Origin of the sequence: Bradyrhizobium sp. SZCCHNR1053 (assembly GCF_032381235.1) — a bacterium.
GTDB lineage: Bacteria > Pseudomonadota > Alphaproteobacteria > Rhizobiales > Xanthobacteraceae > Bradyrhizobium.
This window is the reverse complement of record NZ_JAUHJM010000005.1, coordinates 70175-89465: the sequence shown is the minus strand read 5'-3', so window position 1 is coordinate 89465 and position 19291 is coordinate 70175. Positions and strand designations below refer to the sequence as shown.

Here is a 19291-nt window from a genome sequence, read left to right as displayed (position 1 = left end):
CATGAGTTCGATTCCCCCTTTCGTCGCTGCTCCGCAAGCTACGGATCCCGCAATCCGGCAGCCGCAGCCATATTCGCCCTCCGACTACGCCGCCGCTGCGACTTCGTCGATCGAGGACATGACGGCCTCGGTGGCCGTCTGATGCACCATGTGGCCGGCGCCGCGCACGCGGCGAAAGGTGCTCTGGCTGACGTCGTGATGAAGCCGTCTGGACTGCGCGTCGATGTCGATCAGCCGATCCTGATCGCCGGCGACGATCACGACCGGCATCTTCAGCTCACCGTACGCCCTCCTGAAGCGGAAAGCATCGGGAATCATCAGCGCGGCCTCCGCGGCGGAGGCGCGGATCTGCGACGGGCGAACCGCCATTTCCTTGGGGAAGCCGGCAAACTTCGCCGGAACCGACCGCGGGCCGAACAGCTTGGCCATCAGCAGCGGCCACATCATCCGGCTGATCAGAGGGGAGATCGTGTAGCGCAGAATATCGCCCAGCAACGGAATGGCCGGAGCCGATCCGGCCACCACGTCGGACCGGAAGGTCGGATAGTAATAGCCGGAGGCGAGCACCATGCCCTTGACCATGGCCGGATGTTCGAGGGCGAGCGCCACCGCCACGGATGCGCCCCAGGAGTGACCCAGGACGAAGGCCTCCGATACGCCCAGGCGGTCGAGTGCGCTCTTGATCAGCCGGGCCTGCGCCGTCGGCGTCCACACGACGTTGCGCGGCCGGTCGCTGTGGCCGAAGCCCGGCCGGTCGAACGCAATGACACGGTAGGTCTGCGCCGCCAGATCGATCAGGCCGCTGGAGGCGAAGTCCTGGATCATGCTGCCGTTGCCGTGCAGCAGCACCAGCGGCACGCCGGTGCCGCGCTCGACATAGTGCAGCCGGACGCCGTCGACGTCCATGAACTGGCCGGCAGGGGGATTGGCGCGCTCGGCAGACTTGGCGAGCCGGCGGTTGACGAGCGCCGTGACGGCCAGGACGGCCGTGGCCGCCGCTGCCGCCAGCAGAAAAGGATGCGTCTTCGCCAACGACCGGCCGCGTCGCGCCACGGGCTCGAGGGACGGTGTCAGGCTGGTCAGGCGGCTGGGCGTCGACGCAGCGAGCGCGCGCGCTGTGGTCCGGGCTGCGGTCATCATCTGCCCTCATGGAAAGGCGTGCACGACAACCGGAGGATCCGAGAAATGATGCAGCGCAGGGGTAACGGCCGGTCACGCGGTTCGTTCCGTTGCGCCGGTCGCATGGTATGAGCGCTCGTGGATGACCAGGAAGAGTATTCCGTGATATCGCGATTGATGGGATGGAGGACGCACGACCTATGTACACGGCGCTCGACGCTGATCCGGAGAAGCTCGACGACGGAGACCGGACGTTCGTTGCCAGGATTCGTCAGCACGGCTGGGCCACGACCTCTATCGCAGCGGACGATGAGGGACCGGGGTTCGCTTATACGACCGGGTTCTGGTTGAAGTTCGGTCATCCTGAGTTGATCGTTTTCTCGCTGCCCGGGCAGACCGCGCATGACACGTTCTGGCATCTGTATCGCGAGCTCCAAGCTGGACGGCGGATGCCTGTCGGCAGCGAGACGGGCGATGTCTTCGAGAATGCACCTGCCGTGCTGCTCCCGGTCGCCCAACGGCACTATCGCGATCACCTCGGGTGGAGCCGCTGGTTCTATGGCGGTGACCGTTTCGAATGTCTGCAGTTGCTCTATCCCGATCGTGATGGACACTTTCCATGGTCGCCCCAGATATCGATCGACATCCGGGCGGCCCAGCCCGATCTCACCGAGGGCAATTGGTTCGGCCTCTGCGCTCGCTAGCGGGAGCCGTCGGCAAGACTCGCGGCATGGGCGCCATGCGCAGAATGCCCGTCAGGCAGATTTATCTTTACGAAATTCAGAAATTGTGCTTTGATGAGCGCATCCCGCCTCACTTCGGAGGGGCGTTGCGCGCGATCGTCACGACACGCGAGGCGGGGAGCGGTGGCCGCGACGTGCCGCAGCGTGTCCTCACGGATGCGCGGACGAACGGCATGGCGCGGACGTGAAGTCGCAGCGTGCTGACACCCCGATGCTGGTGTCCCGCGCAATGCGCAAGCATTGTGCGCATGGTGGCCAACAAGCCCGGTGCACCAAGCAGACTGCGTATAAGCGTGAAGACCATCGCGCAGGGAAGGCCGGGCGTTTTCCGGCTGCACCTGTGGTACCTGCCGCCTGCATTTTTTTCGCAGGCGGGCCGCAGGCGTCAGCCGACGCCTGGCCTTCCCTGCGCCCTCCGACTTGATGAGGGTGAGCGAGACCAGCATCACCCGGGCAGTGTCTGCCGCGGGAATGCGATGTCGTGCGTAGTTCGATATGGGCACGATCGCGCGTCATCACCGCTGTCGTCCCGGGCTTGACCCGGGACCCATATCCACAGGGAGAAGTTGTCGCGCACGCTGGTCGACCATCGTCCTTACCAACATTGGCCGGTGGGTATGGGTCCCGGGTCAAGCCCGGGACGACAGCGGAGTGAAGGGCAAGACCACGGCTCATCTCCACCTCGCGGAATATTTTCCACGCTTGCCAACCCTCATGCAACGGTCCAGAAAATCTCCAACCATTCGGGACGAAACGACGAGCAGCGGAGACGGAATTGACCATCAAGGGCAAGGCCTACATTGCCGGGATCTACGAGCATCCGACCCGGCATGCACCGGACAAATCCACGGCGCAGCTGCATGCCGAGGTCGCCAAGGGCGCGCTCGAGGATGCCGGGCTCAGCGTGCGGGATGTCGACGGCTATTTCTGCGCCGGCGATGCGCCTGGCGGCGCCTGGCCGATGGTCGACTATCTCGGACTGAAGGTGCGGCACATCGATTCCACCGAGACCGGCGGCTGCTCCTATCTGATTCATGTCGGCCATGCGGCGGAAGCCATCGCCGCCGGCAAATGCTCGATCGCGCTGATCACCTTGGCCGGCAAGCCGCGCACCGGGCCGATGCCGCCGCGCGCCGCCGGCGCCGAGGCCGACTTCGAGGTGGCCTATGGCGCCACCACGCACAACGCCTATGGCATGTGCGCGATGCGCCACATGCACGACTACGGCACCACGTCGGAGCAGCTCGCCTGGATCAAGGTCGCAGCCTCGCATCACGCGCAGTACAATCCGCACGCGATGCTGAAGGAGGTCGTCACCGTCGAGGACGTCATCAACTCGCCGATGATCTCCGATCCCTTGCATCGCATGGATTGCTGCGTCGTCACCGATGGCGGCGGCGCGCTGATCGTGACCACGCCGGAGATTGCCAGGAGCCTGAAGAAGCCGCTGGTCCGCCTGATCGGCCATGGCGAGGCGATGAAGGGGCCGCGTGGCGGCAAGGACCTCGATCTCACTTATTCCGCCGGCGTGTGGTCCGGCCCGCGCGCCTTCGAGGAAGCGGGCGTAACGCCAAAGGACATCAAGTACGCCTCGATCTATGACAGCTTCACCATCACCGTGCTGATGCAGCTCGAGGATCTCGGCTTCTGCAAGAAGGGCGAGGGCGGCAAGTTCGTCGCCGACGGCAATCTCATCTCCGGCGTCGGCAAGCTGCCGTTCAACACCGATGGCGGCGGCCTCTGCAGCAACCATCCCGTCAACCGCGGCGGCATGACCAAGGTGATCGAGGCCGTGCGCCAGCTGCGCGGCGAAGCCCATCCCAAGGTGCAGGTGCCAAACTGCGATCTCGCCATCGCCCATGGCACCGGCGGCCTGCTCGGCGTGCGCCACGCCGCCTCGACCTGCATTCTGGAGCGCGTGTGATGTCTGATCAGAAGAAGCTGCCGGCCCCCGTCACCAATCCCGAGACCAAGGCGTTCTGGGATGCCGCCGCCGAGGGCAGGTTCATGATCAAGCGCTGCACTGCCTGCGGCGAGGCGCATTATTTTCCGCGCTCGATCTGCCCGTTCTGCTTCTCCGACCAGACGGTGTGGGAGCAAAGCGCAGGCGAAGGCGAGATCTACACATTCTCGATCATGCGCAAGTCGCCGACCGGCCCTTACGCGATCGGCTACGTCACGTTGAAGGAAGGCCCATCGCTGCAGACCAATTTCGTCGACTGCGATTTCGACAGCCTGAAGATCGGCCAGAAGGTGAGGGTGGTGTTCAAGCCGACCGACGGCGCCCCGTTGCCGTTCTTCACGCCGGTGTAGTTGAGGAGCAACAATGCCGGTGGACGTCATTGCGAGCGAAGCGAAGCAATCCAGGGCTATTTCCAAGACTCTGGATTGCTTCGTCGCTGCGCTCCTCGCAATGACGACCGAGTGAGTGTGGGGCTGACGTCGGCGGAGCCCTCACCCGCCCTTGCGAGGCTCCGCTTCGCTTGGGGGAGAGGGCGCAGCAATGGGCGCCGCGCAACGACAAGCGCGTAGGGTGGGCAAAGGCGCGGAGCGCCGTGCCCACCGTTGCCAGACGAAGAGGCGGTGGGCACGCTTCGCTTTGCCCACCCTACAAGGAACGCGTTTCGGGGAGGACACCAACAACATGCCGATCAACTACGATGAGCTGATGGCGATGAAGGCGATCGGGCAGCCATATGCCTATAGCGATCGCGAGGTGATGCTGTACGCCTATGGCATCGGCATGGGCGCCGATCCGATGGACGAGAGGGAGCTCGCCTTCGTCAACGAGGCCACCGCCGAGCCGCGGCCGCTGAAGGTGGTGCCGACCTTTGCCTCCGTCGCCGCCTGGGGTTCGGGCCCTGGCGACATGAAGCTCAACCGGGTGCTGGTGGTCGACGGCGAGCGCGACATCACCTTTCACCAGCCGCTGGCGACGGCCGCGAAGATCACGGCCGACTCCTCCGTGCTCGCGGTGTCCGACAAGGGTAAGGACAAGGGCGCCGTCATTCGCCATCAGACGATCCTGCGCGACGAGAGCGGCGCCCCGTTGGCGACCCTGGTGGCCTCGCGCTTCGCCCGCGGCGATGGCGGCTTCGGCGGCCCGTCCGGGGGCATCCCCGAGCCGCATCCGGTGCCGTCGCGCGCGCCCGATCGCAGCGTCGACATTTCCACGCGGCCGGACCAGGCGCTGATCTACCGCCTGTGCGGCGACCGCAATCCGCTGCATTCGGACCCCGAATTCGCGCGCCGCGCCGGCTTCCCGCGGCCGATCCTGCACGGCATGTGCACCTACGGTCTCACCTGCCGCGCCGTGCTGCAGACCTATGCCGACTACGACGCCTCGGCGTTCCGGCAGCACGCCGCGCGGTTCTCCTCGCCGGTGTTTCCCGGCGAGACCGTGACGGTCGATCTCTGGAAGGACGGCGACGTGATCTCGTTCGAGGCGCGGGTCACCGCGCGCAACGTCACCGTGATCAAGAACGGCAAGACGGTGCTGGGTTGATACTTGCCATGTGAGACACGTCTGTTCGTTGTCGTCATGCCCGGGCTTGACCCGGGCATCCATCCGCTTCCGAAGATGGATGGCCGGGTCAAGCCCGGCCATGACGAACAAAAGCAAAGAAGACAGCGGAGGAGATACCCATGGGACTGCTCGACGGCAAGGTGGCGCTGATCACCGGCGCAGGTGGCGGTCTCGGCGAGGCCTACGCAAGACTGTTCGCGCGCGAGGGCGCGGCGGTCGTCGTCAACGATCGCGGCGGCCCGCGTGACGGCTCCGGCTCCGACCTGTCGATGGCCGAGCAGGTGGTCGCCGCGATCGAGGCCGAGGGCGGGCGCGCGGTCGCCAACGGCGCCGACATCTCGACCATGGCCGGTGGGCAATCGGTGTTCGACGACGCCATCCGCCATTTCGGCCGCGCCGACATCCTCATCAACAATGCCGGCATCCTGCGCGACCAGACCTTCGCCAAGTCGAGCGAGGCCGACTGGGACAAGGTGATCCAGGTGCACCTCAAGGGTACCTTCTGCTGCACCTTGCCGGTGTTCCGCTGGATGCGTGACAATGGCGGCGGCGCCATCGTCAACACCTCCTCGACCTCGGGCCTGATCGGCAATTTCGGCCAGTCCAATTACGGCGCCGCCAAGGGCGGTATCTGGGGCCTGTCCAACGTGCTGGCGATCGAGGGCCGCAAGTACAACATCCGGGTGTGGACGCTCGCGCCGGGCGCGCTGACACGCATGACCGCGGACCTGCCGCGCTACAAGGAGAACCCGGACGCGGCGCTGACGCCCGAGGGCATCGCGCCAGCCGTGCTCTACATGGTCAGCAGACTCTCGGGGGATCAGACCGGCAAGGTGCTCGGCGTGTCCGCCGCGCGCGGCGTCCGTGAGATGCGGATGATGGAGATGGAGGGCTGGAAGCCACCGTCCTCGGCTTGGAACGCCCAGGACATCGCCGCGCACGCAGAGGAGATATTCTTTTCGGAGGCCGATATAGCCAAGTCCGCACGGCGGTTTTGATGTATTCAGGACGTCATTTCGGGCCTGCGCTTGGCGCGTCCGGAATGACGCCAGAGAGATTGGAGACCAGACGAGATGAAGCTCACCGCCGCCGCCAAAGGCACCTTCGCGATCGCGCCGACGCCGTTCCATGATGACGGTCGCATCGACGAGGCCTCGATCGACCGTCTGGTCGATTTCTATGCCGAGGCCGGCTGTGACGGCATCACGGTGCTGGGCATCATGGGCGAGGCGCCGAAGCTGGATGCGGCTGAATCCGAGCAGGTTGCAGTGCGCTTTGCCAAGCGAGCCAAGAACCTGCAGATCATCGTCGGTGTCTCCGCGCCGGGTTTTGCCACCATGCGCGCGCTGGCGCGCGCCTCGCTGGACGCGGGCGCTGCCGGCGTGATGATCGCGCCGCCGCCGAGCCTGCGCACCGATGATCAGATCACGGGCTATTTCAAGCAGGCCCAGGAGGCCATCGGCGAGGACATTCCGTGGGTGCTGCAGGATTACCCGCTGACGCTGAGCGTCCAGTTCACGCCGGCTGTGATCCGCAAGATCGTCATGGACAGCGCGTCCTGCGTGATGCTCAAGCACGAGGACTGGCCGGGCCTGGAGAAGATCTCCGCGCTGCGTGGCTTCCAGAAGGACGGCTCGCTCAAGCCGCTGTCGATCCTGTGCGGCAATGGCGGTCTGTTCCTGGACTTCGAGATGGAGCGCGGCGCCGACGGCGCCATGACCGGCTATGCCTTCCCGGAAATGCTGGTCGATGTCGTCAAGCTGTCGCAGGCCGGAAAACGCGACGCCGCGCACGACCTGTTCGACGCGCATCTGCCGCTCGTGCGCTACGAGCAGCAGCCGGGGGCGGGGCTTGCCGTGCGCAAATACGTGCTGCAGAAGCGCGGCGCCATTGCCTCCAGCGCCCAGCGCAAGCCGGCCTCCGGCATCACGGCCGCGGCCAAGGCCGAGGTCGACTATCTCTTGTCGCGCGTGGCGCGCTATGATGCCCGCGCCAACCTGCAACCTCGTGCCACCGCCGCGGAGTGACTATGGCTGACGCTGCCGCCGTCCGTCCCGCCTCGACCGTGCTGCTGCTGCGCGACAGCGCGGCCGCACGCGAAATCGAGGTGTTCATGATGGTGCGTCACCATCAGATTGAGTTCAACTCGGGCGCCCTGGTGTTTCCTGGCGGCAGCGTCGACAGAGGCGATCAGGAGATCGCCGGCAGGCCGGAGCTCTATGCCGGCGACGACGGCCTGGAGGCCGAGGCGCTCGGCTTCCGCATCGCCGGGGTGCGCGAGACTTTCGAGGAGAGCGGCATCCTGCTGGCGCGGCTGCGCCGATCGGACGCGCTGATCGATGCCGCGGCCGCCCGAGAGATCGAGGCGGCGCATCGTCTGGCGCTGTGCGAGGGCAAGATCAGCTTTTTCCAGGTCCTCGAAGCTCACGGCCTCGTGCTCGCGCTCGATGCGCTCGTGCCTTACGCCCACTGGATCACGCCGGAGGGCATGCCGAAGCGCTTCGACACCTGGTTCTTCCTGGCGGCCGCGCCGCCGGACCAGCTCGGCGCCCATGACGGCCGGGAATCGACCGACTCCGTCTGGGTCTCGCCGCGCGAGGCGCTGGCCGGCGGCGAGGATGGCCGCTTCAAGCTGCCGTTCCCGACCACGCGCAACCTGATCCGGCTTGGCAAGCAGCCCGCGGTGGCCGACGCCCTGGCGGCGGCGCGGAACATGGACGTCGTCACCGTGATGCCGGTCATGACCAAGACCGCCGAGGGCGGTCGCCAGCTGCGCATTCCGCGCGAGGCGGGCTATGATGGGGAGGTGTTCGAGTTCGGTGCGGCCGGTTAACCGCACGGGCTATTTTTCGTCCGGCGGATGATGCGCGGACGAGAATTGTTCTCTATATGTTCATTTGGCCGCCCGGCGGCTCGTATATAGTGCGGTTCCGACCATCGGATCCCATGAGTAGATTACCGGACCTCGACACGGCCTGCAGCAGTCTCCGATCGATGACGATCGGGCGGATGATCTTTGGCAGCTTTTTGCTGCTGCTTGCCGTGATCACCGCGACCAGCATGGCGAGCGTGATCGCCATTCGCCACATCGATTCGACCTTTGCCGAGTTGCAGCGGCTGCAGGGCGTCGGCGATCTCGCCGAGGAGATCGACCAGCGCATGAACGAGCTGCGGCTCGCGGCGCGCGATTTCGTCACCGACCCCGGCTCCCGCTCCGACCGTGCCATGGAGGCGGCGACCGAGCTCAGCGCGCTCCTGAAGAAGACGCGCCTGCAGCTCGCACCGGAGCAGCAGGCGACCATCGATGGCGTTGCCCAGCGGCTCGCCAATTACCGCGAAGGCATCGATCGCATCAGCGCGCTGATCGCCCGGCGTGCCGAGCTGCTGTCGGGTTTGCCGGCGGCGCGCGAGAGCTTCGAGGACGCCATCGCCGGCCTGACTGATCGCGCCACGGCGCGGGCCTTGTTCCAAGTGCAGAACCAGGTCGGCGCGGCGCTGCTGGCGCGCGACCCGGCTGGCGCCGAGCAGGCCGCCCGCAGCATGCGCGCAATGCCGATCGAGGACAGCGCCCTGCGCGCTGCAGCGGACCGCTACGCCGAGGCGATCATCGCCATTGCCGGCACCGAGGACGAGATCGCACGCCTCGACAAGGAGGTGCTGGGCATCGAGGGGCGGCTGATCGGCCGGGTCACGGAGCTGCTGCGCGCCTTGAGTGCCAGCCAGGGCAAGGTGCTGTCGCGCGACTTCGCCCGCACGCTGGCGGAGACGAAATGGCAGAGCATCATCTTCGGCACGGCGGGCGTTCTGATCGGCATCTTTGCTGCCTCGTTCGTGGTGCGCCGCACGGTGAAGCCGCTGGCCTCGATCGCACGCTCGATTCGGGCGCTGGCGGCGGGCGAAAAAGCGGCGTCGATCCCGCAGACCGACGTTCAGAACGAGATCGGCGACATCGCGCGGGCGGCAGAAGTCTTTCGGCAGACTTTGCAGGATGCCGACGCGGCGCGCGAGGCGGCCGTCCGCGCGCTGGCCGAGCAGCGGCTGGCCGAGGAGAGCTATCGCAAGCTGTTCGAAGCTTCGATCGACGGCATCTATGTCACCACACCGAGTGGTCTCGTGCTCAATGCCAATCCGGCGCTCGCGCGCATCATGGGCTACGAATCCGCGAGCGAGCTGATCCAGAGCGTCAACGACATCGCGGATACGATCTATGTCCATCCCCTGGCGCGCGAACGCTACCAGCGGCTGATGCGGCGCGACGGCATGGTGCGCGAGTTCGAATACCAGGTGCGCCGGCGCACCGGTGAGATCCGCTGGCTTTCGGACAGCGCCACGGTGGTGCGGGATGAGAACGGCGAGGTAATTCGCTACGAAGGCGTGGTTCGCGATATCACGGATCAGAAGCGCGCCGAGGACGCGATCGCGGAAGGCCGGCGATTGCTGCAGCAGGTCATCGACACCGTGCCGGCGGTGATCAACGTCAAGGATAGCGAGCTACGCTATGTCCTGATGAACCGCTACATGGCCGGCATCTTCAACGTCGAGCCCGAGGATGCGCTCGGCCGCACCACGGGCGAGCTGATGTCGCGCTACGGTGCGAACAAGACGGACTCGAACGACAAGCGCGTGCTGGCGACGAAGGCCGGCCTCGGGTTCTACGAGGAGGAATACCTCGATTCATGCAACGTCATGCGGCAATGGCTGGTCAACAAGCTGCCGCTTCTCGATGCCGACGGCGAGGTCGACAAGATCGTCACCGTGGCGCTCGACATTGGAGAGCGCAAGAAGAGCGAATTGGAGATGCGCAAGGCCAAGGAGGCCGCCGAGACGGCGCTCCGGAACCTGCGCGAGACCCAGGCCTCGCTGATCGAAGCCGAGAAGCTCGCGGCGCTCGGGCGCATGGTCGCCGGCGTTGCCCATGAGGTCAACAACCCCGTCGGCATCAGCCTCACGGTCGCCTCCGCGCTCGAGCGCAAGACCGAGCGCTTCAGCGAGGCGGTCACGCGGGGCGAACTGCGGCGGTCGAGCCTCAACGAGTTCATCGAGATGAGCCGCAGTGCGGCTGGGCAGCTCGTCGCAAATCTCAATCGCGCGGCCGAGCTGATCCAGTCGTTCAAGCAGGTCGCAGCGGACCGCAACTACTCCGACAAGCGCACCTTCGATCTCGCCGACCTCACCGAGCAGGTGGTGATGAGTCTGCGCCCGGGCGTGCGCAGACAGAACCTGACGGTGAATGTGGATTGCCAGCCCGATCTGGTGATGAACAGCTACCCCGGGCCTTATGGGCAGGTTCTGACCAATCTCTTCCTCAATGCGGTCGCGCACGCGTTTCCGGATGGCAGGAGCGGTGTGATCGAAATCAGGGCGCGGGAGTCCGGGCGCGACAATGTCGAGATCATCTTTTCCGACAATGGCTGCGGCATGTCGCTCGACGTCCGCCGCCGCGCCTTCGATCCTTTTTTCACGACGCGCCGCGACCAGGGCGGCACCGGCCTCGGCCTGCACATCGTCTACAGCATCGTGACCAACCGGCTCGGCGGCCGGCTTGATCTCGACTCCGAGCCGGGCGCCGGCACGCGCGTCCAGATCATTCTGCCGCGGGTCGCGCCTCTCGAGCAGGCGGCCGAGTAGGGAGATCCGCAATGCGCGGGGATGCCGCGCCGCTGCGTGAAACTCCGGATTGACTCTCACGAAGCCGAGATCGAATCGAAATCTGGCCCAGTTGATGCATCATTATCCGTGCACCCTGGGGTGGTGCAGGAGCCAGATGGACCAGATGGAAATGAGCAAATGGATCGTGTCCCGCGGCCATGAGCCGCATCGAGCTGATCGTGCCGACATCAGCAACACGGGTTCGAGGCGACCGGCGGTCGCTCCATGGAAGCCGCCCATCCAGGTCGGCGGTGCGGCGCTGCTGATCGCACTCGCCGCGCCACCGTCACTGGCGCGCGATCGCGGCCAGTATGCGAACTCGTCGCCGGAGATCAAGGCATGGTTCGACGGCCTGCGCAGCGGCAAGGGCCCGTGCTGCTCGGATGCCGACGGCAGCGCCGTCAGCGATGTCGACTGGGAGAGCAGGGGCGGTCACTACCGCGTCCGCATCGAGGGGGAATGGCTCGACGTTCCCGACGAGGCGGTCATCACCGAGCCCAACCGCGTCGGGCGCACCATGGTGTGGCCGATGCGCGGCTATCAGGGCCTCTCGATCCGCTGCTTCATGCCGGGCAGCATGACGTAGACGAGCGGGGCGGCGCTCAGACGTATTTCTTGTCGCGCTCCAGGAGCTCGATGGAAATGCCCTGGGGCCCGCGGATGAAGCAGATGCGAACACCGGGGCGGACCGTGGTCGGCTCGGTCGTGAAGGTGACGCCCTTGGCCTTGAGCTCGGCGGCCGCGGCGTCGATGTCCTTCACGGTGAGGCCGAAATGATCGAGGCCCTGGTGCGGGGGCACCGGCGGCTCGTTCACTCCGTCGCCCGGCTCGACCTTGGCGATGAACACGCTGGCGCCGCCGAGCTTGACGTCGATGCGGCCGGGATTGCGGACGATCTCGCCGCCGAGAATGTCGTGAAGCCAGTTGGCGGTGGCTTCCGGGTCAGGGCTGCGCAGATGGATATGGTCCCACGTGACATTCAACATCGTCGAGATCTTTCGAAAGAGTGAACCGCTTGCGGCGCGGCGGCGTTCCTTGAGGCGTCGGCAGCGGAGCGGATGTTTACCGGCCCGTCGCCGGCCGCGCCAGCCGGCAAACCGACCGGTATCCGGGCCTGCCCTCCAATTGTCGGCTTTGCATGCAACCCTATCGATGTTTGCCGATTGAAGCTTCCAGATGCCCCCGCCGGGCAGCCGATGGTGCAGACATGAGCGCGGGTCTCTCTCGTTTGCTGGGTCGCAAGCCCGATGCCGCGGCGTCGCTGGCCATGCGCCGAAGCGGCGGAGCGTCCATCCCTTTGGGAGCCGCCGTGTCGGGGTTGGCGATCCTCGCGCTGATCATGTTCGGCGCAGTCGGGTGGCTGATCATGTCGGTCGAAGAGGAGGAGATGGCCGACCTCCGCCTTGCGCAAGTCACATCGGCCTCCCCGAGCGGCCGGTATGAAGGAGATGAAGACGGGACGGAGCCATCGCATGGGCTCTCGTCCGTGGTGCCCAGTCTGGGGTCCAATGCGCACCCCGATTCGTCCCCGGTCGTCGGCTCCGGCCGGAACGTCATGGACGCGCATGCCAGTCTGTCGCCGACGATGCTGCCTGTGTCATCCGCTGCGCTCGACCCGGCCGCTCTGTCCGGCCTGCGGATCAGTTCCCAGTCCTGGCGGCGCGGCGGGCTTGGATCGAAGGCGCTGGTGACCTTCACGCTACGGAATGCCAACAGTTTCGCAGTCAAGGACGTCGAAATCAGCTGCGCCTTCAGCCGGCGCGACGGCAGTCACGTCACCGACCGCCGACGGATCGTGCCCGGCCAAGTCGGGTCGCGCAGCCGCAAGACCTTCGCGGCGGTCCACGTCGGATTCGTCAACGTTAACGTCAGCGCGGCCAAATGCGCGCTGGTTGCAGCGACCAAAATCTAATTATGTCGCGCTAGTCTCCCACGGTCTTTGAACCCGAGCGTTCGACGCGGGAACATACTGTCATGATCCTCCGTTAGGTGGATGTCGGCGCAGGTGCCGACGGAGCGGTAAATTATGCCCATTCTCCGTTACTTTCTTTTCGTCGGTGGAACTCTGCTGGCGCTGCTCGTCCTGGCGGATGCCGTGCTTCCCAGCGTGCCATTGCCTGCAAGCCTGTCGTCTGCGTCGGATCTTCCCCCGGTGCGCATTCAGTCGACGCGAAAGTGGCCGGAGCGGATCGTGATGGACACCTCGATCGCCACGCCAGCTCCGGTGAAGCTCGCGAAGGCGGAGCAGCCTCCGGCAGAAGTGGCCAAGAACGGTCTCCGCGACGCCTTCGCGCAGATGAGCGCCGTCGAAGCCAACCCGCAGGTTGCGGCCGTGAAGGCCGCCGAGAAGCCTCGCGCGACGCGGATTGCCGACACGAGCAAGGCGAAGAAGCGAAAGGTCGCAAGAGCTCATCTGGGCAGACCGATGATCTTGGTCGCGCAGCAGCCGCATGTCGGCCCTTTCGCTTGGACCTGGTAGTATCGATTGCCCGCAGTCCCTGGTCGATCCAAGCAGTCCCGGTGCAATCGCGCGCCGGGGGCGGTCGAACTGACGTGGGCTGCTGCGCCGTTTTTCACGCCGCCGCGCTGCCTTGATCTTGCGCAAAGTGCGCTCCTTCCGGAACGCCTAGCGTCCCTTGCATGGGACCTGGGAGCGTTTGCCCGGGGACCCAGGAGACGCTGAATGACGACTACCACGCCCACCCTCTCGATCTCGCCGGAGAAGGTCGCCTTCGTCGTGACCAAGATCCACAAGCATGAAATGGAAGCGGCCGAACCCGAATTGCTGGCAGATTTGGCGGATGACGACGCGGCGCCCGGTACCGGTGGGCGAGGTTTGAACACGGACAGGTCGGAGCTCGTCAGCTTCATCAGGGGCCTCAATGTCGACGAACAGATCGATCTGGTCACGCTGATGTGGCTGGGCCGGGGTGACGGCTCGCTGGACAATTGGGATGAGCTTCGTGCGCAGGCCGCTCAGGCGCACAACAATCGCACCGCGACGTACCTGATCGAAACTCCGATGCTTGGCGACTATCTGGAGGAGGCTCTCTCGGAATTCGGCCTTTCCTTGGAAGACTTCGAAGAAGGCATATAGCTGGGCGGCGTCTCCCGATGGATTCCCAGCACGTTCTTCGTTGCAATTCGGATGATGGAGTAATCTCATGGACAAGCTGAAGGTCGGAACCGGTGATTGGATCGTCGTGTGCGACGGCCGCAAGGCACTGATCCTCGAGAACGTTGGTGACAGCATGTTTCCGAACCTGCACACCAAAGAGGTCCGTGAGCAGGAGAACGACCGCACGAGCGCTCAGGGCACTGATGCGCCCGGCTCGGTGCAGCAGTCATTTGGCAATGCTCGGAGTTCGGTGGATCAGACGGATTGGCATGATCAGGCTGAGCGCGCCTTTCTCAAGCAGCTTGCTGATCGCCTGCATCAGGCTGTCCTGTCGGGCGAAACCAAAGCCGTCACGATGGTGGCGTCGCCGCGCGCGCTCGGGATCATCCGCGCCGACTATTCCGACGCGGTACGAAAGGTGCTGCATGGCGAGGTCCACAAGGATCTGGTCAAGCTTCCGGTCTACGAAATCGAGAAGCAGCTGCTCGCCTGAGGCCGGCTTTCTCATACCAATGAGCGCCCGGAGGCCCCGTTCGCGGTTTCGACCGCGACGGGATCAATGTGTGCTTTCATGCGACGGTGTCGATTCCGGCGCAGCAGGCACCAGACTTGTGTCCAGGTGCGCGGCTCCTTTTTCGACGATCTCGTAGCCGCAATCATCCAGCCAGGCGATCAGGCGATCGGCCATGGCGTAATCCCAGGTCGGGTAGGAGCGTGCGATGACCTGGCGTGGCGTGAGCTTGCGAGACATTGGTGATCCTTCCCTGATCTCATGGTGCTCGATGAGACGTCGAGCGTCTGGTCTTGTCATCTTGAACCCCAGAACGCGATGCGCGGTTCCTGCGGCGCCCGAGCGCTGCCGCTTGAGGAGCGCTGATCATTCACAGCGCCTCGGCGAAACGGGGCAGAATTCATCAAACGCTGATCACGTGTGGCTGCGCGTCGTCGGTCACGGGAGCCGCGGTGCGCTCCGGCTTCTTCTCCACGATCTCGTACCCACAATGATCGAGCCATGCGATCAACCGGTCGGCCATGGCATAGTCCCAGCTGGGATAGGATCTGGCAATGACTTCGCGGACTGAAAGCTTTCGTGCCATCATGTCGATCTATCGCTCCCTGCATTCGCCACGGGCTCGTCCGGCGCGCATCCGGACGATCCAAGGCTGACCGGCAGTTCGTGCCGCCGGCTCCTGATGTTGTTCGGCTCGTCACGTTTCTGAGCGCGCGCGCCCCAACGCCTTGCTGGCTCACCACGATCAAATTGGCGTGGAGAGGTGATTTTTCCGCTTATCGCTCGCCCAGGCTGCGCAATCATCGCCCAACATGGTGAAAACCTTCTCGCTACGATGGTTTCCCATTTCCGTGCACGGATATGGCGCAGTCGTGCGCGTAGTGGGGCTGGAGTGTGGTGGCGGCGCGGTGTTTCGTCACAGGCTGGCGGCGACCATCTCCGACGAGATCTCAGCGCGAGCAGGCTGCGATCAACGGGGGAACGGTTTGATACGTTCATGGTTTCCGCTGGGGCGCGGTCGCAGGGGCTCGTCGCCTCGGAGTCAATGGAGCAACGCGATGAGGCTGATGTTTTGGGTTGTGCTGCTGACTGGCCTTGCGGCAGGAGGCGGCCGGTCGGTCGCCAATGAGTCCTGCGGCCCAGGGTGCCACGTCGCGCCCAATGGCGGCTGCGTCGTGAATGGCTGGGAGGTGGGAGCGCCGGTGTGGAACGAATGCCCTGCGGGCGCTCGGCCAAGGCCGCCATGCGGAACCGCGTTCAAATGGAGCAGACAGGCGAGGGCCTGTGTCAGCAGGTGAACATGCGATGGCTGATCATCGCCGCGGCAGCGTGTACCGGGCTGCCGGCTGCCGCGAGGGATCAGCGACTGTTCACCTTGGACGTCGCGCCCTGTCGTTAGCGGCGGCAGCTTCGTCTGGCTCCTGATTCAAGGCACGGCAAGGCTCCGGATAAGCCGCTGGTAGAGGCGCACCGCGAAGCACGGACGGGCCGGTGACACGGCGCTCAGACCGGCGTCGCATGGATCACGTCGCGCGGTGCGCTGGTGCGGAAGGCTCTCCGTAACCATGTTCGCGAGGGCGCCTCGATGAGCATGTAGGTGACCCAGGCCACCGCCGTCGCAATCGCAACGAACAGACCGAGCCGCAGTGCGAGCTCGAGAGCGCCGGGAGCATCTGACTTTCCGATCATCGCAAGCCGAATGAGAAAGGGATGCAGCAGATAGATCGAATAGCTGCATTCGCCACCAATGATCAGGGCTCTGGACGACAACCAAGCGGCATGGCCGTACCGACTGGCTGCGACGAAGACGATCGAGAATCCCGAGATCTCGATGAGACGTACGGCAAGTTCGATCACGAACGACCAGCCGGGCAGACGAGGCTGCAGAAACAGCAGGACAGGCGCACAGATGAGGCTCACCAGCGCAAGCCAGAACAGGAGCCTCACGCAGCGCCGCTCCCCGTCACCGATGCTGGCATCGGCGCGGTTCTTGTAGATCATGGCGGCAAGGCAGCCGGCCAGGAACTGAGCGATGTGAAGATAGGGAGAGTAGTAGGTGAGCCACTGCATCCCGTTTTGCGTGAGGCTTGGCGCGGCGGCCCGCAACAACGCATCGCCAAAGGTGAAAGCGGCGGCGATCGTCAGCGCGAAAGTCACGATGTTCGCAAGCGCGATCCAGATGATCGTGGGCAGCCTGGCGACGCCTGCAAACAGCAGGCAGACGAACGGAAACAGCAGGTAGAAGAACAGCTCGACGCTGATGGACCAGAGGTGCTGCAGCGACGGCACGACCGCGACCAGCATGGTGCCGTTCTGCACGGGAAACCAGGCTTGCGTCATCGTGAGGATGAAGCCGAGCGAGGGCGCGGAGAGGTCTCGCGCGATCACGACGTATGCGACGACCGCGAGCACAATCACGGCGTACATCGGGTAGAGCCGGGCGAATCGCGCGATGGCAAATTCGCGAAGAGCGTTTCCGAACGGTTGCGACTGGAAGCGCGCGGCATAGTTGAGCCACAGGACGAATCCGCTCAGCACGAAGAACATCGTCATTCCGATGCTGCTGACCTGAGCGATGAGCTCCGGCAGCAGGCCTTGCGCCAACGACGGGGCGCCGTGGCCGATGGCGACCGTTGCGGCCGCGACGAAGCGTAAGCCGGTCAGCGAGCCGATGAAGCGTTGCTCGTTCACTTTGAGGGATGGTCCTGATACTTGGGAGGCGCTCCGGCTGTTGTAGAAACAGCAGGGTCCGGAGGCAACCCGACGCAGGCCGCCGGAGACGGGATTGCCGCCCGCTCGAGCGACGCTCTGGCGTTCAGGCCGGAGATGACTCTGCGCCCGATCGGTCCGGCGTCTGCCGTTTGCGGCGTCCGACGCGGCGGCGTCTCACATTGCTGTCGACAACAACGAGCTGAAAAATAAAGGGAAATCAGCCTTGGCATCGGCGGCGTCCCATCCAAGGGGCGAGGCGTTTCCCGGTGCGGCATGCGATCGGCGGGCAACAGGCTGGTAGGTTTGAAGAAATCCGGGAAGAGCAGCTTTTGCAGCGGATCGTGCCTGTTGCGAAACCCCGCCGGGAATCTTGGCCAGCGGGAGGTTACGGCCAGGGCCTTGGTCGCACCTGCGTGGGATGCGGAGCCCCGGCCGGATTGCAAATGGACTCGCAAACCGACGGCGGCTAGTTATTTGTCACCTCCGGCTGGTCATCTTGCATGACGCTGAGCGTTTGAACGAGGACGGAAGCCGCCTTGCCCGCTGCGCCATCTCAGCTCACCGATCAAACCGTCGACACCCAGCTGACGACGAATTGCAATGCGCAGGTGGCCGCAACGTTCGACACCAACGACAGCACCTGGGTGACCTTCTTCGTCAACGGTACGATCCCGTGCTGGAGGACGCTCGTGTCGATTGGCGAGGTGAAGGTCACGCTGGCCGAGGATGTCGCTGTTGCCGGCATTGTCCTGTGCAAGGGGCTGACCGTGACCATGAACCCCATGGGTCCCTACTACACGGTCACGATGACAGGAGCGATCGTCGATTCCGGAAAGGAGAGCAGCTTTACCGGAATCGTGCTCGGCTCGTTCACCCGGTCCGCAGCGATGAAGCGTGCGATGCAAATGCTTCGGAGACAAGGCAGCCGCTGAGGGCCGGCCCGGCTTCGCGTGAAATGTAAACACCAGAATGTTATCGGGCGTGGGGGGCAGGACTGTGATCTGGCCCGATTGACCGCCCCTGCGAACTCTGTTACACGATGCAACCTCTGATAGATTTCGATCATTGGTAGTTTATTGATTTTCGACTCGCCTCAGCTGCGCTCAGCAGCTGCGCGCTGCAGGTTTCGACCTGTGTTTTACAAAAGGAGATAGTCATGTCTGATCGTGAAGGTATTCGTTTCACCGCTCCCGCCGTCGTAAAAACCCCCACGAGTCCCAACACCGATGTCGTCGCGACGCCGACGGGCGATCCCAACAACACGACGCAGCTCGTCTTCGAGTATCAGGGCCGCATTCCGGTCTGGACGCCGGTGGTTTCGCAGGCTCAACCTCAAGTCGTCTTGGGGGCCGACATCACGATCGGCGCAACGACTTGGCGCAAGGGCATCACGGTCCAGTATGCGGCGCTGGGATCGACCCAGTACACCGTGACCATCATTTCGGGCGAGATCGTGGACGATCGTGGGCTCTACTCGCTCCAGGGCGTGACGCTCGGCATCTTCCCGATCAGTTCGTCCGTCAAGTCAGCGGCGCCCGCGGCGACGCGGACCGAAGAGTATCCGCGCGCGGCCTTCACGGCGCTGCCGACGGTGAACACCCCGACCAGTCCGAACAGCAACGTGGTGACGACGCCGAGCGGCGACACCAACAACACGACCTATGTCTCGTTCCAGTACCAGGGCCGAATCCCGGTCTGGACGCCGATCGTCTCGCAGTCGCAGATCACCGCGGTCCTCGGCGCCGATATCACCATCGGCGCGACGACGTGGAAGGCGGGCATTACGGTGCAATATGCGGCGCTGGGCTCGACGCAATATACGGTGACCATCATCAAGGGCGACATCATCGACGATCGCGCCCTCTATTCACTGGCGGGCACCTTGCTCGGCATCTTCCCGATCGGGTGATACG

Annotated in this window: 22 protein-coding genes; 17 read left to right on the top strand and 5 right to left on the bottom strand. The window is 64.7% G+C overall.

The genetic code is table 11. The features are described 5' to 3' along the window. Positions 1-84: 84 nt before the first annotated feature. Positions 85-1137 (bottom strand): alpha/beta hydrolase, encoded by a 1053-nt coding sequence (locus tag QX051_RS14555; RefSeq protein ID WP_315776600.1) that lies wholly within the window; start codon positions 1135-1137, stop codon positions 85-87. Between the two features lie 182 nt (positions 1138-1319). Here QX051_RS14555 and QX051_RS14550 point away from each other — a divergent pair, with 182 nt between their 5' ends. From QX051_RS14550 to QX051_RS14505, 10 genes are all read left to right on the top strand, one after another. After that, on the top strand, positions 1320-1823 hold the full coding sequence (locus QX051_RS14550; RefSeq protein WP_315737639.1) for a DUF4262 domain-containing protein: 504 nt from the start codon (positions 1320-1322) through the stop codon (positions 1821-1823). Between the two features lie 26 nt (positions 1824-1849). After that, the gene (locus QX051_RS14545; RefSeq protein ID WP_315776599.1) at positions 1850-2050 is read left to right on the top strand and encodes a hypothetical protein; all 201 of its coding nucleotides are present in this window, start codon (positions 1850-1852) and stop codon (positions 2048-2050) included. 587 nt (positions 2051-2637) lie between these two features. Beyond that, positions 2638-3786 carry a thiolase domain-containing protein gene (locus tag QX051_RS14540; protein WP_315776598.1) on the top strand — a complete coding sequence of 383 codons (1149 nt, stop codon included), beginning with the start codon at positions 2638-2640 and terminating at the stop codon, positions 3784-3786. Further along, positions 3786-4175: a Zn-ribbon domain-containing OB-fold protein gene (locus QX051_RS14535; protein WP_315754283.1), complete on the top strand. Its 390-nt coding sequence runs from the start codon at positions 3786-3788 to the stop codon at positions 4173-4175. The genes QX051_RS14540 and QX051_RS14535 overlap by 1 nt, the downstream gene beginning before the upstream one ends. 331 nt (positions 4176-4506) lie before the next feature. Next, on the top strand, positions 4507-5367 hold the full coding sequence (locus tag QX051_RS14530; protein ID WP_315776597.1) for a MaoC family dehydratase: 861 nt from the start codon (positions 4507-4509) through the stop codon (positions 5365-5367). Positions 5368-5507: 140 nt separating this feature from the next. Beyond that, complete coding sequence (locus QX051_RS14525; RefSeq protein WP_315776596.1) at positions 5508-6386, top strand: SDR family oxidoreductase; 879 nt, start codon at positions 5508-5510, stop codon at positions 6384-6386. Between the two features lie 75 nt (positions 6387-6461). Further along, positions 6462-7415: a dihydrodipicolinate synthase family protein gene (locus tag QX051_RS14520; protein WP_315776595.1), complete on the top strand. Its 954-nt coding sequence runs from the start codon at positions 6462-6464 to the stop codon at positions 7413-7415. 2 nt (positions 7416-7417) lie between these two features. Then, a complete protein-coding gene (locus QX051_RS14515) occupies positions 7418-8221 on the top strand; it encodes an NUDIX hydrolase (RefSeq protein WP_315776594.1) in 804 nt (267 codons plus the stop codon). Positions 8222-8334: 113 nt separating this feature from the next. Continuing rightward, positions 8335-11016, top strand: coding sequence for a PAS domain-containing protein (locus QX051_RS14510; protein WP_315737646.1), 2682 nt, complete (start codon positions 8335-8337; stop codon positions 11014-11016). Positions 11017-11161: 145 nt separating this feature from the next. Further along, positions 11162-11623: a hypothetical protein gene (locus QX051_RS14505; protein ID WP_409998103.1), complete on the top strand. Its 462-nt coding sequence runs from the start codon at positions 11162-11164 to the stop codon at positions 11621-11623. A gap of 16 nt (positions 11624-11639) precedes the next feature. On the opposite strand, the gene QX051_RS14500 is transcribed toward QX051_RS14505, so the two are convergent. After that, a complete protein-coding gene (locus QX051_RS14500) occupies positions 11640-12023 on the bottom strand; it encodes a VOC family protein (RefSeq protein ID WP_315776593.1) in 384 nt (127 codons plus the stop codon). 221 nt (positions 12024-12244) lie between these two features. On the opposite strand from QX051_RS14500, the gene QX051_RS14495 reads away from it, so the two are divergent. From QX051_RS14495 to QX051_RS14480, 4 genes are all read left to right on the top strand, one after another. Then, positions 12245-12949 carry a hypothetical protein gene (locus QX051_RS14495; protein ID WP_315776592.1) on the top strand — a complete coding sequence of 235 codons (705 nt, stop codon included), beginning with the start codon at positions 12245-12247 and terminating at the stop codon, positions 12947-12949. A gap of 114 nt (positions 12950-13063) precedes the next feature. After that, a complete protein-coding gene (locus tag QX051_RS14490; protein ID WP_315776591.1) occupies positions 13064-13516 on the top strand; it encodes a hypothetical protein in 453 nt (150 codons plus the stop codon). 204 nt (positions 13517-13720) lie between these two features. Continuing rightward, a complete protein-coding gene (locus QX051_RS14485; protein WP_315737650.1) occupies positions 13721-14134 on the top strand; it encodes a DUF3775 domain-containing protein in 414 nt (137 codons plus the stop codon). Positions 14135-14201: 67 nt separating this feature from the next. After that, on the top strand, positions 14202-14648 hold the full coding sequence (locus QX051_RS14480) for a host attachment protein (protein ID WP_315737651.1): 447 nt from the start codon (positions 14202-14204) through the stop codon (positions 14646-14648). Positions 14649-14711: 63 nt separating this feature from the next. Here the strand turns inward: QX051_RS14480 and QX051_RS14475 are convergent, their stop codons facing one another. Next, a complete protein-coding gene (locus QX051_RS14475; protein ID WP_315737652.1) occupies positions 14712-14906 on the bottom strand; it encodes a hypothetical protein in 195 nt (64 codons plus the stop codon). A 163-nt stretch (positions 14907-15069) separates the two neighbouring features. Then, a complete protein-coding gene (locus tag QX051_RS14470) occupies positions 15070-15252 on the bottom strand; it encodes a hypothetical protein (protein ID WP_315771202.1) in 183 nt (60 codons plus the stop codon). 472 nt (positions 15253-15724) lie between these two features. Here QX051_RS14470 and QX051_RS29490 point away from each other — a divergent pair, with 472 nt between their 5' ends. After that, positions 15725-15964, top strand: a complete 240-nt coding sequence (locus tag QX051_RS29490; RefSeq protein ID WP_409997750.1) for a hypothetical protein — start codon at positions 15725-15727, stop codon at positions 15962-15964. 205 nt (positions 15965-16169) lie between these two features. Here QX051_RS29490 and QX051_RS14465 read toward each other — a convergent pair whose 3' ends face one another. Then, positions 16170-17357: an acyltransferase gene (locus QX051_RS14465; RefSeq protein ID WP_315776590.1), complete on the bottom strand. Its 1188-nt coding sequence runs from the start codon at positions 17355-17357 to the stop codon at positions 16170-16172. Positions 17358-17914: 557 nt separating this feature from the next. Here QX051_RS14465 and QX051_RS14460 point away from each other — a divergent pair. Beyond that, a complete protein-coding gene (locus QX051_RS14460; protein WP_315737654.1) occupies positions 17915-18310 on the top strand; it encodes a hypothetical protein in 396 nt (131 codons plus the stop codon). Positions 18311-18534: 224 nt separating this feature from the next. Beyond that, positions 18535-19287: a hypothetical protein gene (locus tag QX051_RS14455; protein WP_315737655.1), complete on the top strand. Its 753-nt coding sequence runs from the start codon at positions 18535-18537 to the stop codon at positions 19285-19287. Positions 19288-19291: the final 4 nt, after the last annotated feature.